Here is a 15,303-nt window from a genome sequence, read left to right as displayed (position 1 = left end):
AAAGGGGGATAGAACCATGGCATGGATTACCTTGCTCGACCGCGATCGGCTTACGCTTCGACTGGACGAACATGATCAAAGCTTGATGCTGGAAGTGAACGATGGGGGCATCTCGCCGACCTATGTGACGCTGCATCTCGATCGCTCGGAGGCAGGGGTGCTTGAAGACGCGCTGCGTGCGTATCGGATAAAAATAGGGGAGAACTTGGAAGAGTAGCTGACTCTTGTTGTATCGTGCTGTCCCAAGAAACAACAGCAGCCACGTAGGCAACGCAAAAAAAATCCACCGTCTGCGGTGGATTTTTTTATCAAGCAACTCATCGTTAACGGTTGCCACAGCTCCTATTTGGCAATAAACGCCGCTTTTCCAAGGCTAACGGTTGCAGCAGAGGCTATTTGGGTCAAATCGGCCAGATTCCGCTCGTTTTGGGCAAATAAGCCTGTCACAACCGTTACGATTTGAAATACGTCTTTTAAGCAAAATAAGCGCGGTGGCAACCGTTACACATTTTCCCTAGCTCAAAATAGCAGGCTGCCGACGAAATAAGACATCGGGGATTTCTTATTTTGCGAAAGATCAGGCTTCCTCAGCCCTCTTTCTTCATAATCCCTTGCAAAATCACATCGAGTCCCCAGCGGAAGCGCTCCATGCCGTCGACCGAGCCCGAGATCAGATCGGCATGCGAGCTCGCGATGCGTGGATACTGCTGCGGGTCCAACGCTGCCATGGCGGCTAGGTGCGTCTGTATGGTCGTCCCCCGGGCATCGCGGGAGGACTGCTCGAACGCAACCGAGGTTGCGTAAAGCATGAGCAAGTCCACGCCCCAAGCCGCGGACAACGATGAAACACCGCCTTCATGCAAGCATTGAAGGAGATATTCCGTGAACGCCAGGGCATGCGGGCCGACGGATACGGTCGTCAAGGCGAGCTCCGCAACCCCTGGCGCATCGTACAGCGCGAGAAGATAGGAGCTCAGCGCATCGAACAGTCTCGTTTGCCAGCTGCCCGCATCGGAGGCAGGCAGTGCGATACCGGCGAGCCCGAGATCGAGCACATAGCTGCTCAGCTCCTGCATATTCGCCACATAGACGTAAAGGGAGGAAGGGCCGGTGTCCAGCGCTTTGGCGATTTTGCGCATGCTGAGTCCCGCGGAGCCTTCCTTTTGCAATAGTTCCAGGGCCGTCGCCACGATGAGCTCTCTGCTCAAAGGGTCTTTGGCCGGCCGCGCACGGCGGCTAACAATGGTACGAGTCGGTTGAGTAGTCATACTTTTCTTATAGCACACTCGCCACGGATAGTAAATCCGCTGTTCACTTAAGCTTCCAACTCGTGAAAAGATGCCATCAGTTTTTTCAAGTTCTCCGCGGCATTCTCACCAAAAATTAACTTCAAATTCGCGTCGGAACTTTCCGCCGATTGGGAAGAATACGCGTACATCGCTTGCTCGTAGGCCTGCAAGGCTTCATTTATATCTTCATGCTGTAAGATCGCCATGGCTAATTCTTTCGCGTCGAGCATGGCGAGATTGACGCCTTCCCCGGCAAAAGGGGACATCAGATGCGCCGCATCCCCGATCAGCGTCACGCCCGGTTTGTGCTTCCACTGAAGACCGACCGGGAGCATATAAATGCGCCGTGGCAGCAGCGTGTCTTCCGCACATCGGATGTAGGACTTCAACGTGTCATGCCAGTCACTGAACAGAGCCTCCAGCTGCGCCTTCGCCGCCTCCGGTTGATCGAACGGAATCCCGCAGGTGTCAAGCCAGTCCCGGTCGGCCTGGAAGGTTAGATACACCTTGATGCGCCCGTCGCCGTTCAATTGCGCAAGAATCCCGTTGTGATCCGCGAGGGCAAAGAGCTTGCCGCGGCCGTTAAAAGCAGCCAGCTCCGGATGCTGCGCCGCCTGGACATTGAGCTCAATCATGGTGAGCCCGGTATAAGCTGCTGCGGCATCTGTCAAAAGCGGCCGAATCTTCGAGAACGCGCCGTCGGCCCCGACGACCAAATCGGCGATGTCTTCGTGCCCATTTTCAAAAACCAGCTTATGCGTCCCGTCTTCCAAAGGAATCGCTTCATTCAGCTTGAAGCCGTATTTGATGTTGTTTGGATCCAGCTCGTTAAGCAGCAGGTCGCACAGCGTCCCTCGGTCAATCTCGGGCCGATCTCCGGCTTCTGCTTCGTTTGCGACTTCATCCATGTACAGAGTGCCGGCTTTATCAAAAAGACGAAAATCTTCGCCCTCATAGCGAGCCAGCGCATGAAAAGCCTCATAGAGCCCGGCTTCCTGCAGCGCGAGTTGGCCGGAATCGTGGTGAATGTCCAGCGAGCCGCCGCGTTCGCGGTTCGGATTGTACGTTTCGCGTTCGTAAATCACGGATGCGATGCCGTGCCGTTTCAGAATCAGCGCCAAGGTAAGCCCGCCGGGGCCGGCACCAATAATGGCGATGCGTTTGGATTTCGTGGAATCGGATGTATGTGTCATAGCAGATGCACCTCTTCGTTATAGGTTGGGATGGCTTGATCTAGTTATATCATAACGAATGGTGTTCGTAAAGAACAATGTTCGTTATGATATAATATCCCGCATGACACCGTGATTAAGCCCTTGCAAGCTTGCCGATTGCGGGCAGCGGGCGTAAGATGAAGCAAGAAGGCTTGGCCAATTCGTTGCTGTACCGCAGCTGGGAGGAAAAATCGTGGCACGCATAGTGGAAGAAATCATCGTGAAAGCCCCGATCGACGTCTGTTTCGATGCCGCGCGGGACATTACCTATCATGGGCAGACCGTATGGCCGTGGACCCAGGAACGGGCGGTTGAGGGCAGAATACGGGGACTGATTGAGGATGGGGAGACCGTCACATTCGAGGCGAGACATTTCGGTATCAGGCAGCGGCTGACGGCCAAGGTGACGTCCATGAACAGGCCCACATCGTTTGTCGATGCGATGACGAAAGGAGCTTTCCGCCATCTGACGCATACCCACGAGTTTGCAGAAGCGGCGGAAGGTACATTGATGCGGGATATCCTGGATTTTAGCTCGCCGTATGGCTGGGTGGGACTTGTATTTGACAAACTGGTCCTGGAGAGGTACATGCGGGCTTTCATCCGGTATAGACAGCGGGCACTGAAGCGGGTCATCGAACATCAGAAAATGGGGCGTACATCATGACAAACAGCTTGGAATTTGTTGACATGGAGGAACGGCACCTGCCGAGCGTGCAGGCGATTTATAATTATTACGTGGCGAATACCACGATCTCGTTTCATACGCAAGCGCAGACCCTGGAGGAGATGCGCAAAAACGTCATCAATAGCAACCCGCGGTACCGGACGTATGTCATCGAGCGTGAGGAGGCGGTCATCGGCTATGCGCTGTTTACGAAGCATAAAGATAAGCAAGCCTATGACACGACTGCCGAAGTGACGATCTATATGGATCCGAATCATGTCGGCCAAAAGATCGGCCCCGAGGTGCTGGCTTTTTTAGAGGGCAAGGCGCTGGAGCTGGGCTTTCATGCTTTGGTCGCCACCATTTGCACGGAGAATGAGCGCAGCATTCGGATGTTTGAGCGGAGCGGGTATGTGCGCTGTGCGCTTTTTAAAGAAATCGGCTTCAAGTTCGATCGTTGGCTGGACATTGCAAGCTATCAGAAGATCCTGGGGAATGCCCGCCAATAAAAAAGCGCCGCTCAGGGCGATCATTGAATAAACATAAAAACAGCTGCTATCTCATAGAGAGGGCAGCTGTTTTTGCGCTGCCATCATCGTACCATACCTCATGCGGCTTTTGACAAAAGATCGTGATCGCAAACAACTATGTGCATGGCTCTTTGTGTGCCGGCATAAACCCGTCTCCGATGCGTAGACAGGGGACTTGGCGTGCTTTTAGAATACGGAATATAAAGAGAACGTAAAGCCAGAGGAGGAGCATTGCCATGCTGCAAACGGAGCAAAACGTACTGCGCAAGTTCTATTATCCGGTCATGCCGATCGGAGATTTGAAGGAAGGGCCGAAGTCGATTCAACTCTTTGGGGAGCCTGTGGTCGTCTGGCTGGATGAACAAGGCAAGCCGGCGGCCGCCATCGACCGCTGCTGTCATCGCACCGCAAAATTGTCGCTCGGTGAAGTCCGTCAGGGCTGCATCGTCTGCCCGTATCACGGCTGGACGTTTAACCGTGACGGCAAATGCACGTATTTTCCGCAATCGCAGCTGGATAATCCTCCGAAGGTCTACAAAATTAAATCTTTCTACTGTGAGGAAAAATACGGCTATGTCTGGATCGCACTTGACGAGCCGCTTCGCGGAATCCCAGAGTTCAGTCGTTATGGCGACCCGGGCATTCGGCAAATTCACCAGTTTCACGAGGTGATCCATTGTTCCGCGCTTCGGCTGATGGAAAATTCCTTCGATACGGCGCACATCGCGTTCGTTCATCACAATACATTCGGGGACAATCAGGACCCGATTCCGCCGGAATTTGAGCTGGTGCCGAATGAGACCGGCTTCGATATGTACTACGATGTGCCTGTTACCAACAAGCTGAATAAGAACATCAAAGCGATCAATGTCGACGGCGATACGACCGTTCGCAAAGTGCATGGCACGTGGCACATGCCGTTCATCCGCCAACTGGACATGACGTACCCGACAGGGCTCGTGCACTCCATTATCACTTGCGCAACGCCGCGGGATGACCATTCGTGTACGTTGATTCAGTTCGTTTTCCGCAACGATACGGAAGCGGAAGTTCCGGCTTCCACGATCATCGCGTTCGACCGGGCTGTCGTTGATGAGGATATGGTGATCCTCGAATCAACCGAATCCAACGTCCCGCTGGATCTAACCCTGCGGATGGAGACGCATATGCACGCGGATAAACCGGGGATTCTCATGCGGGAAATGCTGCTTAAGCTGCTCGCCGAACACGGTGAGAAGGAATCGCTGCCGCAGCTCCGCACACCGCAGGTGTATGAAATGAAAATAATCGAGCGTGTGGCGGAAGCCTAGAGCGTTATTTATTAAAACAACAGGAGGGGCCGCCCTATGCAGCAGCCGATGATTGGAACAAAAACCATGGTGGTCTCGCCGCATTATCTGGCATCGGCTGCGGGGGCCCGCATGCTTGAGCGGGGCGGCAACGCGTTTGACGCCGCTGTCGCGGTCAGCGCCTGCCTCGCCGTCGTCTACCCGCACATGACCGGGCTCGGCGGCGATTCCTTCTGGCTGATGTACAGTCAGCACGACCGCGCCGTCCGCGCCTACAATGCCAGCGGCCGGTCCGGCTATCGGGCCACCCGCAGCTTTTACGCCGGGGAGGCCGCGATCCCGCAGCGCGGCGTGCGCAGCGTCGTCACCGTGCCGGGCATGGTCGACGGCTGGGACGCGGTGCTGCGCGAGTACGGCACGCTGCCGCTGGCCGAGGTGCTGGCGCCCGCGATCGGCTACGCCGAGCACGGCTTCCCGCTGTCGCGGGACCAGCACCGCAATACCGCAGAGCGCCTCGCCGTGCTGGCGGCGCTGCCGGAGACGGCCGCCGTGTACTTGCCCGGCGGCGCGGTGCCCGCGCAAGGCGCGCGCTTCGTGCAGCGCGACCTGGCGCGGACGCTGCGCACGCTGGCCGGCGGCGGGCGCGACAGCTTTTACAAAGGCGAGATCGGCGGGCGGATCGCCTCGTTCTTGGCTGGGGAAGGCGGACTGTTGACGCCTGACGATTGGGCCGACCATGCCGGGAACTGGGAGGTTCCGCTGCATGGCACGTATCGCGGCCTTGATCTCTATCAAGTGCCGCCGAATTCCCAGGGATTTACGGGGATTATGACCCCGCAAATCCTCGAGAACTTCAACTTCGGAGCGCAGGGGGGCGGAATCGCCCACGGCTCCTTCGACTATTATCACCTTCAAGTGGAGGCGTTGAAGCTGGCTTTTCAGGATCGGAACCGGGTATTGACCGATCCGGCGTTTGCGAGCATCCCGGTCCAGGAGCTCATCTCCAAAGCATACTGCGACTCGCTCGCTGCGCGCATCGATCCGAAGCGAGCCAGCGCGCTCAGCAGCGCGCCGGTCGGCAGCGACACCGCGTATGCGGCGGTCGTGGACGCGGCCGGGAACAGCGTGTCCTTCATCCAGAGCCTCTACTTCGAATTCGGCTCGGGCGTAACGGCGGGGGACACGGGGGTTTTACTGCAAAACCGCGGTTCCTTTTTCTCTCTCGATCCCGGTCACGTGAATACATTGGAACCGCGCAAGCGCACGTTCCACACGCTGATGCCCGCCATGGCGATGAAGGCCGGCGAGCCGTACCTTCTGTACGGGACGCAAGGCGGCGAGGGACAACCGCAGACCCAGTCGGCGCTCCTAACGCGCATCGTCGACTATCGCATGGACCCGCAGCAGGCCGTCAGCGAGCCGCGCTGGGTGTGGGGCCGCACCTGGGGCGCTGCGACACAGGAGCTTAAGATCGAGAGCCGCGTGCCGGAGGCGGTGCGGGTCGCGCTAGCGGACGCCGGGCACGACGTCCGCACCGTCGGCGCCTACGACGGCGTCGTCGGCCACGCGCACGCGATCGTCATCGACGAGCGCGGCTTCCGCAGCGGCGGCACCGACCCGCGCTGCGACGGCCAAGCGATCGGCTGGTGATGCTGGTGATGAGGGAAGATGGGAGAGGCCGGTCGTGTCGTGGCTTTTCATCTGTGCCGGCGCGAATCCGTGGCGCGCGGTGTCGCCGACGCGTGGCGGGGGTCAAAACCTCACACCTGGCTGAAGCGACTACCTGCAATTTGTACATCTAATTTCGGCGATTGCGGGGAGTTAGCGGCAAAGACCTGTATTTCCTACATCTAAATCCGGGCGAAAGTCGATAAATCAGGCGATTTGGGTGGAATGAGGGCAATTTTAATGTAGTTTTTGCAGGTAATCGCCCGTTTTTCTGAATTTCCTCCAAATTTGATGTAATTTTTACAGGTAGCTAGTGGTGTGGTGAGGCGGTCGGCGACAGAACAGACAGTCTGGTGAAGCGTGCGGAGGAAGATGTGGGGAAGGCGACCCAGCAATCAAGCAACTAAGCACCCGAGGCCCCGAGCGACTTAGCAAACAAGCAACATAGCACCCGAGGCCCTGAGCGACTTAGCAAACAAGCAACATAGCACCCGAGGCCACAAGCAACTTAGCAATCAAGCAACTAAGCAATCTACGCAAGGAGGCTTTCCATCATGCGTTTCGGCGATGTTATGCTTCAGCGCCGTGTTCCGTGTGTGATGCGGGACGGTGTGACCTTATATGCAGATATTTATCTCCCTGAGGAGACAGGGGAGTATCCGGTGCTGCTCATGCGGCAGCCTTACGGGCGCAAAATCGCCTCTACCGTCTCCCACGCCCACCCCGTTTGGTACGCCAAGCAAGGGTACATGGTCGTGGTGCAGGATGTGCGGGGGCGGGGCGACTCCGAAGGAGAGTTCATCCCGTTCGTGCACGAGGCAGAGGACGGCTACGACACGATCGAGTGGGCGGCGAAGCTGCCGAATGCGAATGGCAAGGTCGGCATGTACGGCTTCTCCTACCAGGGTATCGCTCAGTGGGCTGCAGCAACCTTGGCGCCACCGTCCCTGGTGACGATCATTCCGAGTATGACGGCTGCGGACATTCACCGCTGGGCGTATCCGTACGGCAGCTTTTCGAGCGGGATGCTGACGTGGGCGTTCCAGCTCGCACGCGATTCGGCGAGACGAGCCGGCGATGTGTCAGCGGAGCAGGCGTGCACGCAGATCATGAACAACCCTGACGGGATCGTGCGTCATCTGCCGTTGAACGACCGACATCCGATCCTTGAAAAATACTGCCCGGCCTACTTTGACTGGGTGAATCATCCCGAGTACGACGACTATTGGGCGGGCCTCAACTGGCTTCCCGCGTTCCAGGCAAGTCCCATCCCGACGTTTCATATCGGCGGATGGTACGACTTTCTGCTGGATGGGACGGTGCAGTCCTATCTCGCACTGCAGGATCAAAGCCGCACGCCCGACCTGTTCCACCGCTTGGAAATCGGCCCCTGGGTCCACATCCCGTGGGGGCAAAAGGCCGGCGGCCTCGACCACGGCCCAGACGCCGACGGCGACATGCACCGCAAGCAGGTGCGGTGGTTCGATTACTGGCTTAAGGGCGAGCGGACGAACGGCCTCTATGAGGAGCCGCCCATCCGCTACTTCGACCTCAGCAGCCGTGCCTGGCTGGAGGCGGATACCTTTCCAGCCGAGACAACCGGCCGGAAGTACTACCTCACTGGCGGCGATAACCCCGCCAATGGCACGCTCGGCGGCGGCCTTCTAACGCCGCACCACACCAAGCTCCATCCGCAGCGCACGCCGGATGTCTATGTCTACGACGCCCGGCTGCCGATGGCCCTGCCGGGGTATGCCCCGCTCGACCGGAGCGCGATTCAGGATCGCACCGAGATCCTTGTCTACACGAGCGAGCCGCTAGCCGATAGCTTACTTATCTTTGGCTCGCCCAAGCTCTGCGTGGCGGTGCAATCCATGGACGGCCCGACCGACGTCGTGGCGATGCTTTCGCTGGTGAAGCCCGGCGGCCAAGCGCTCTTCCTTTCGGTCGGTCGCGCGGAGATCGGCACCGATCCCGATGCGGACGGCTGGCAGCACGCCGAGATCCAGCTAAGGCCGATCGGGCTGACCTTCCCGCCGGGCACGGCGCTGCGGCTGGAGCTGACCGGCAGCGCGTTCCCGACGCTCATTCGGCACCCGAACAGCGTGGGGATGAACCTCGCGCACACGGTCGATGACAGCCGCTTGGACATCGCGGTCGTCGCGGTGGCCAGCCAACCCGGCCTGGTATCTTATCTCCAACTTCCGGCCGTTAACGCCACTAGTGGTTAACCATATTAACGAAAAGAGGGTTGTCCATGAACCGCTTAGGAAACCGCAAGCGAGGCTGGCTTGTGACAAAGGAGCATGTGGATCTGCGCAGATCCGCCTATAACGATGCCCGAGCAGCGGTCTCTTTCGCCGCCCAGCCGCAGCAGCTGACGCTCGACCTGGAGCGGACGGCGATCATCGTCGTGGATATGCAGAATGATTTTTGTACGCCGGGCGGTTGGCTGGCCGGCATCGGGGTGGATACCGCCCCGCTGACACGGCCGGTGGCGCCTCTGAACCGCCTGCTTCCCGTGCTGCGCACAAGCGGTGTGCCGGTCATTTGGCTCAATTGGGGCAACCGCCCGGACCGCCTCAACCTAAGTCCTTCTGTGCTCCACGTCTACAACGGAGACGGAGAAAGCACGGGCATCGGCGATCCGATGCCAACGAACGGCTCGCGCGTCCTTGAAAAAGGCAGCTGGGGCGCCGCCGTTGTCGACGATCTCACGCCAGGGCCGGAGGACATTTATGTCGATAAGTTCCGTATGAGCGGTTTTTGGGATACCCCCCTGGATAGTATCCTGCGGAACCTGGGGGTGGATACGATCCTTTTTGCCGGCGTGAACCTCGACCAATGCGTCATGCACACCCTGCAGGATGCGGGATGTCTGGGGTACGATGTCATTTTGCTGGAGGATTGCTGCGCGACCAGCTCACCGCAATATTGTGCAGATGGCGCGTTGTACAACGTTAAACAATGCTACGGTTTTGTCGCCGACTCGGCGGCGCTGCTGGAAGCAATCACATTTGGAGACTTTCCGAAATAAAGTACCGCTAAATTTCAGACAAATCGCCGTGGAACAAGGAGACTTTGCCTGAAAATAAGGCGGTAATTTCGGAAAGCTCCATTAGACACGAGAAAGGTGGCCAAACCATGAGTATACCAGGATTGATTGCAGGTCATTTCACCGCTTGTCCCGTTCACAAAATTTCCGCAGCGGATTCCAATAAATTTGTTCTGCTTTGCGATGGCACGCAGACGTCGTTTGTTTCTGTCGTCGAAATTTTCGACGAAGGCGGCCAGACCCCGCCAAACGAGCACTCCGGCGCGGTGGAATATTTTTACGTGCTGCATGGGGAAGGCATTGCGGTCGTAGGCGATCAGGAGATGGGGATTAAGACAGGCTCTTTCTTCATCGTGCCGCCGGGCAACAATCATCAGGTGCGCAATACGGGCGCAAGCCGGCTTTACGTACTCACGACGATGATACCGGATGAGGCGTTCTCTGATCTAATCAAATCGGGACCTGTGGCAGAGCTCGACGAAGCGGATTTGGCCATTTTAAACGGGTTACAGTTGGCAAAATAAATAAAAGCACCACGACGAGATAGAGGTGATGGAGATGGCGGACCGCTGGAACGCATACGTCAAAGAGGATTTCATCATGGAACCGCTCGGCACAGGGAGACTGCAGGGATTTTCTTTTGCAGTCAAAGATGTGTTCGGGCTCACAGGCTGGACGAATACGGCGGGGAACCCCGATTGGTACCGGACGCACGGCCCTTCTGCCGGCAATGCCGCCTCCATTGATCTTCTGCTGAGGCAAGGCGCAACGTTACACGGCATTACACATACGGATGAACTGATGTTCAGTTTAAATGGGGAAAATCACCACTACGGCACCCCCGTCAACCCCCGGGCGCACGATCGCGTTCCCGGCGGTTCGTCCAGTGGTTCGGCTGTTGCTGCGGCAGCGGGCGGGGTGGATTTTGCCATCGGAACCGATACGGGTGGGTCGGTGCGTATTCCTTCCGCCTACTGCGGGCTCTATGGGATGCGCCCGACGCATGGGGCCGTGTCGATGGACGGGGTTATCCCGCTGTCGGCCAGCTTTGACACGGTTGGCTGGATGACGCGTAGCTCCCGAATGCTGCTGGACGTAGGAGAAGCGCTGCTGCCCGCGCCGGCCGATAACCGGGAAGACGAGGACTTCGGCTTTCGCCGGGTTATGTTCGGCAAGGATGCCTGGGAATTGACGGATGCCCGCTGCCGGCAAGCGATGGAAAGCTGGCTCTCCGGGTTTGGCACCCCATGGGAGAATGCCGAATCCCGCATCATTGCGCCGGCGGGACTGCAAGCTTGGTTCCAAACTTTCCGCACGATTCAAGGCTTCGAGATTTGGCAGCAGCATGGCGAATGGATTACGGCGGCGCAGCCGCATTTTGGCCCGGGCATTGCCGAGCGTTTCGCTTGGTCTTCGACGCTGTCACGCAGCGATTTTGAGGCTCAGCTTGTGAACCGCGCGCTTGTACAGGATACGATGGAGGCGCTGCTCGGCGAGGACGGTCTGCTAGTGGTGCCGACGATCCCGTGCGGCGCACCGATGAAGGGAATGAACGGCGATGTGCTGGAGGACATCCGCATGCGGACGATGCAACTTTCGTGTATTGCGGGGCTGAGCGGTTGTCCACAGGTAACGGTGCCGGCCGGTGAGGTGGACGGTGTGCCGATCGGGATATCTTTTATCGCAGGCAAAGGGTTGGATGTACCGCTCTTGCGCTGGGTGCACAGGCTGACGGGTACGCTGCAGCCGACAGTGTGAACAGGGTAAGGACTTGGCGGTTGCGGCATAGAGGGGAGTCCGAATTGAGAAGGGCTGTCCGCCGCACAGCTGTGGATATACAGACAAAAGGAGTGGAGACGATGTTTACACGCTATGAAGGTAAGGCCTGGGAGGAGCGATTTTTGCCCCGGCTGACGAGCAAACAGGTCAAAGAGCTGCCGAAGGATGACGCGTTGGTCATTTTGCCAGTCGGCGCTGTGGAGCAGCACGGTCCGCACCTGCCGGTCATGACGGACACTTTGATCGGGGAAGCGACATTGACAGCGGCGCTGGAAAAACTGGAGGCTGCTGCGCAGGTTTGGCTGCTGCCGCCGGTTTCGTACGGCAAAAGCAACGAGCACCTCGGCTTGCCCGGCACGATTTCGCTCTCTGCGGCGACGCTGCAGGGGATCATTCTCGACATTGCGGACAGCTTGCATCGCAGCGGTTTTGAGCGGCTGCTGCTGTTCAATACACATGGCGGCAATGTGGATTTGCTCAACATGGTGTCCCGGGAGATTCGGATCCGGAACGGGATGACCGTATTTTATTTGAGCCCAAGCAGCCTCGGCGGCGCCGAAGGTTTGATCGATGCAGAAGAGCTGGAATACGGCATTCACGGCGGCGATTATGAGACTTCGCTCGTGCTGTCGATCAAGCCGAACTGGGTGCAGCAGCAGCACGCTGTACGTGAAATCCCGCAGATGAGCGGGTACGATTTCCTGACCATGGAGGGCAAAGTCCGCTTCGCATGGCACATGTCGGACATTTCCACGAGCGGCATTGCCGGAGATGCGACGGTGGCGACGGCGGACAAGGGCCGTATCATCATGGATTGTGTGACGGATACGTTGGCTAAGGCATTGACGGAGCTGTGTACCTTCAAGCTGCGCGGTGGGGTTTGACCGCCGCCATGCGCCGTCGAAGCAATGTGCGCCTAGGATTTGCGTGTTAGTATGCACCCCCCCTAGACGTGCGAGAAAGTGAGGTTTGTTGTATGAAACTTACGACATTGCGGCAGGAAGGTCACGAGCAAGCTGCCATCGTCGAGGCAAACGGCGGCGTGCTGCTCGAGACGGTCAATCGTGCGACGGGCAGCTGTTGGAGCTTGACTGTAACGGAGCTGCTGGAAAAAGAGGAACTGGCGGAGCTGACCGCTTGGTATGCCGGCGGAGGGGCGGCGATGGTTGCCGGGCTGGCAGCGATTCCACCGGCCCGGATGACGTACGCGCCTCTGCTGCGCAAGCCGCCCAAGATTTGGGGCATCGGCGCCAACTACCGTGAAAAGGCGGTCGAAATGGCCGTGACGCCGCCGGACGGGGAGCCGATCTGCTTTATGAAGCCGACGACCACGCTCATCGGTCCCGGCGAGGCGATCGTGCTGCCGAACGGAGTGGAGCGCGTCACCGCCGAAGCGGAGATCGCGATCGTGATCGGCAAGCGGTGCAAGCATGTGGCCGAGAGGGACGCGCTGGGCGTCATCGCGGGCTTCACGCCGTCGCTCGATATGACGGCGCAGGACATTCATGCGCGCAATCCGCGGTTTCTCGGCCGGTCGAAGGCGTTTGACACGTTTTTCAGCTTTGGGCCGGAGTTGGTCACGCCGGACGAGTGCCCGTCGGCCGCCGACTGGCCGGTCGAAACGTGGCTGAACGGCACGCTGGCCTTCAGTACCGACGTGTCGCGCATGATTTATACGATACCGTACATCGTATCGTTTTTCTCGCAGTTGATGACGCTGGAACCCGGCGACATCATCATGACCGGGACGCCGGGCTCTGTGCGGCTGGCCCCTGGCGATACCGCCGAGTGCCGCATCGGCGGCGGGTTCGCCGTGCTCCGCAACCCGGTGGTTGCGGAGGTGTGATCGCGGACGGCTCCCGGGGGAGCGGCCCTTTTCGCCGCGCATGGGGAACCGCGAAGGCCTTTGGATATCTAGCCTCATGCCTGCAAAAAAGAAGGAAATTTCCTTTTTCCCTCTTGATTCGAAGAGAAGCCTGCACAATGGCAGGTATTTTGGGTGAGCACCAATGTTGTCAGGTTAAGGAGCGAGGTAACATAGAGAGCTAGAAGGTGACAAGCCGCCAGCAAACTGGCTTGGTGCGTTCACAAACTGGAAAACCTACAGTTTATTTCCTCTAAAAATGGCTTCCATGCTCAATGAACTGGAAAAGCTCCAGTTCATTTCAGCCATTTGAAGCAAATTTCCCCTGTAAAGCCAAATAGACTGGAAGAATTCCAGTTGAGCACCCAAATTAGGGCGAAAACGCAAAAATGAACGGGAGAATTTCCAGTTCATTTGATGCGTAGCGTACAGATGGGCGACGGCGAGGGCTAAACGATGAACGACTGGCACCGTGTCCGCCTCCTATGTCATGTTAAGCGTAAGACAGCCGTAATGGGGACTGCTTTACGCTTAACCTGACAACATTGTGGGTGAGCACTCCCTTTTTAAGCGAGGTTTGACCTGAAAACCTGCCGACTCGCAGGCATTTGGTGAAAATTTCAACTTTTGTGGAAAAAGCCTGCCTTTTCGCAGGAAAGTACCTTTCCTAACGGTCTCATAGTTCCGCGTTCGCATCCAACTTCACTCGCGTTTGAAATCCTCCTCTCAAGTGTGGGACAATAGGAGAAACGCCGGCTTGGCGCCGATAAGAGGGCGGCAGGCCCGGCAGAAAGACCTTGAAGGAGGAAGACAGCAGTGAGAACAATTGGGCTAGGAACAAGCGGGCTGCAAGTGCCGGTCGTGGCCGTCGGCTGCATGCGGATGAACGCGCTGGAGAAGCGGGAGGCGGAGGCCTTTATTCAAACCGCGCTGGAGCAAGGCGCGAATTTTTTTGATCATGCGGACATTTACGGCGGGGGGCGCTCGGAAGAAATTTTCGCTGACGCCTTCGGCATGAACTCGAACAAACGCGAAAGCATCATTCTGCAATCCAAATGCGGCATCCGCAAAGGGATGTTCGACTTTTCCAAGGGGCACATCCTGACGTCGGTGGACAACATATTGAAGCGTCTGCAAACCGACTATCTCGACGTCCTGCTGCTGCACCGCCCAGATACATTGGTGGAGCCTGAGGAAGTGGCGGAGGCGTTCGACACGCTGGAGCGCGAAGGCAAAGTGCGCCATTTCGGCGTATCGAACCAGCATCCGCTGCAAATCGAGCTGCTTCGCAAATACGTGAAGCAACCGCTGGTTGCCAACCAATTGCAGCTTAGCATCACGAACGCGACGATGATCACGAGCGGCTTCAACGTGAACATGGAGAACGCAGCTGCGGTGAACCGCGATGGCGGCATTCTCGACTACTGCCGTCTGCATGACATCACGATCCAGCCGTGGTCGCCGTTCCAGTACGGCTTCTTCGAGGGCGTGTTCCTCGGCAGCGACAAGTACCCGGAACTGAACGCGAAGATCGACGAGATCGCCGCAAAATACGAAGTGACCAACACGACGATTGCGATCGCGTGGATTTTGCGCCATCCCGCGAAGATGCAGCCTGTCATCGGCACGATGAATGCGACTCGCTTGCAGGAGTGCATCAAGGCCAGCGACATTCAGCTGACGCGTCAGGAATGGTACGAAATTTACCTCGCTGCCGGCAACGTGTTGCCGTAAGGCGGATGAACGTCTGCACATAGAATTAAAATAACCGACCCCGAAAGGGGTCTTTTTATGCAATTGTGGCAGTTGAAGCGTCTGTACGGCACAGGAGTGCCCATCCAAGAAAAGGTGCGAGGCGGCTTATTCTTGCACCACCTGCATTTTCTACATCAAAAAACGGCGATCCGGGCAAATTTGGAGGAATTTCGAGCAACCTCCTTAGAGATAG

The 15,303-nt window shown here is 57.7% G+C and carries 15 protein-coding genes; 12 read left to right on the top strand and 3 right to left on the bottom strand.

Annotated elements, in window-relative coordinates; genetic code table 11:
- Positions 1-16 precede the first annotated feature (16 nt).
- Complete coding sequence (locus tag EJQ19_RS00240; protein WP_126139204.1) at positions 17-217, top strand: hypothetical protein; 201 nt, start codon at positions 17-19, stop codon at positions 215-217.
- A 370-nt stretch (positions 218-587) separates the two neighbouring features.
- Here the strand turns inward: EJQ19_RS00240 and EJQ19_RS00235 are convergent, their stop codons facing one another.
- On the bottom strand, positions 588-1,268 hold the full coding sequence (locus EJQ19_RS00235) for a TetR/AcrR family transcriptional regulator (RefSeq protein ID WP_126139203.1): 681 nt from the start codon (positions 1,266-1,268) through the stop codon (positions 588-590).
- A gap of 47 nt (positions 1,269-1,315) precedes the next feature.
- On the bottom strand, positions 1,316-2,482 hold the full coding sequence (locus tag EJQ19_RS00230; protein ID WP_126139202.1) for an FAD-dependent oxidoreductase: 1,167 nt from the start codon (positions 2,480-2,482) through the stop codon (positions 1,316-1,318).
- A gap of 214 nt (positions 2,483-2,696) precedes the next feature.
- On the opposite strand from EJQ19_RS00230, the gene EJQ19_RS00225 reads away from it, so the two are divergent.
- The 10 genes from EJQ19_RS00225 (at position 2,697) to EJQ19_RS00180 (ending at position 13,337) form a co-directional block, all read left to right on the top strand.
- On the top strand, positions 2,697-3,170 hold the full coding sequence (locus EJQ19_RS00225; RefSeq protein WP_126139201.1) for an SRPBCC family protein: 474 nt from the start codon (positions 2,697-2,699) through the stop codon (positions 3,168-3,170).
- Positions 3,167-3,679 carry a GNAT family N-acetyltransferase gene (locus tag EJQ19_RS00220; RefSeq protein WP_126139200.1) on the top strand — a complete coding sequence of 171 codons (513 nt, stop codon included), beginning with the start codon at positions 3,167-3,169 and terminating at the stop codon, positions 3,677-3,679. Before EJQ19_RS00225 ends, EJQ19_RS00220 begins: the two co-directional genes overlap by 4 nt.
- 257 nt (positions 3,680-3,936) lie before the next feature.
- Positions 3,937-5,010 (top strand): aromatic ring-hydroxylating dioxygenase subunit alpha, encoded by a 1,074-nt coding sequence (locus EJQ19_RS00215; RefSeq protein ID WP_126139199.1) that lies wholly within the window; start codon positions 3,937-3,939, stop codon positions 5,008-5,010.
- Positions 5,011-5,046: 36 nt separating this feature from the next.
- Positions 5,047-6,639, top strand: coding sequence for a gamma-glutamyltransferase (gene ggt / locus EJQ19_RS00210; RefSeq protein ID WP_126139198.1), 1,593 nt, complete (start codon positions 5,047-5,049; stop codon positions 6,637-6,639).
- Between the two features lie 572 nt (positions 6,640-7,211).
- Positions 7,212-8,888, top strand: a complete 1,677-nt coding sequence (locus EJQ19_RS00205; RefSeq protein ID WP_126139197.1) for a CocE/NonD family hydrolase — start codon at positions 7,212-7,214, stop codon at positions 8,886-8,888.
- Between the two features lie 26 nt (positions 8,889-8,914).
- A complete protein-coding gene (locus EJQ19_RS00200) occupies positions 8,915-9,694 on the top strand; it encodes a cysteine hydrolase family protein (RefSeq protein WP_126139196.1) in 780 nt (259 codons plus the stop codon).
- 107 nt (positions 9,695-9,801) lie between these two features.
- Complete coding sequence (locus EJQ19_RS00195) at positions 9,802-10,236, top strand: cupin domain-containing protein (RefSeq protein WP_126139195.1); 435 nt, start codon at positions 9,802-9,804, stop codon at positions 10,234-10,236.
- A 34-nt stretch (positions 10,237-10,270) separates the two neighbouring features.
- On the top strand, positions 10,271-11,470 hold the full coding sequence (locus EJQ19_RS00190) for an amidase (protein ID WP_126139194.1): 1,200 nt from the start codon (positions 10,271-10,273) through the stop codon (positions 11,468-11,470).
- A gap of 101 nt (positions 11,471-11,571) precedes the next feature.
- Positions 11,572-12,375, top strand: coding sequence for a creatininase family protein (locus EJQ19_RS00185; RefSeq protein WP_126139193.1), 804 nt, complete (start codon positions 11,572-11,574; stop codon positions 12,373-12,375).
- A 92-nt stretch (positions 12,376-12,467) separates the two neighbouring features.
- Positions 12,468-13,337: a fumarylacetoacetate hydrolase family protein gene (locus tag EJQ19_RS00180; RefSeq protein ID WP_126139192.1), complete on the top strand. Its 870-nt coding sequence runs from the start codon at positions 12,468-12,470 to the stop codon at positions 13,335-13,337.
- A 255-nt stretch (positions 13,338-13,592) separates the two neighbouring features.
- Here the strand turns inward: EJQ19_RS00180 and EJQ19_RS00175 are convergent, their stop codons facing one another.
- Positions 13,593-13,826: a hypothetical protein gene (locus EJQ19_RS00175; RefSeq protein ID WP_126139191.1), complete on the bottom strand. Its 234-nt coding sequence runs from the start codon at positions 13,824-13,826 to the stop codon at positions 13,593-13,595.
- Between the two features lie 345 nt (positions 13,827-14,171).
- Here EJQ19_RS00175 and EJQ19_RS00170 point away from each other — a divergent pair, with 345 nt between their 5' ends.
- Positions 14,172-15,089 (top strand): aldo/keto reductase, encoded by a 918-nt coding sequence (locus EJQ19_RS00170; RefSeq protein WP_126139190.1) that lies wholly within the window; start codon positions 14,172-14,174, stop codon positions 15,087-15,089.
- The last annotated feature ends 214 nt before the right edge of the window (positions 15,090-15,303 follow it).

The organism is Paenibacillus whitsoniae, assembly GCF_003955665.1.
GTDB classification, from domain to species: Bacteria; Bacillota; Bacilli; order Paenibacillales; family NBRC-103111; genus Paenibacillus_E; species Paenibacillus_E whitsoniae.
Note: the sequence above shows the minus strand (reverse complement) of the source record. Positions and strands in the feature narration are given on the sequence as shown.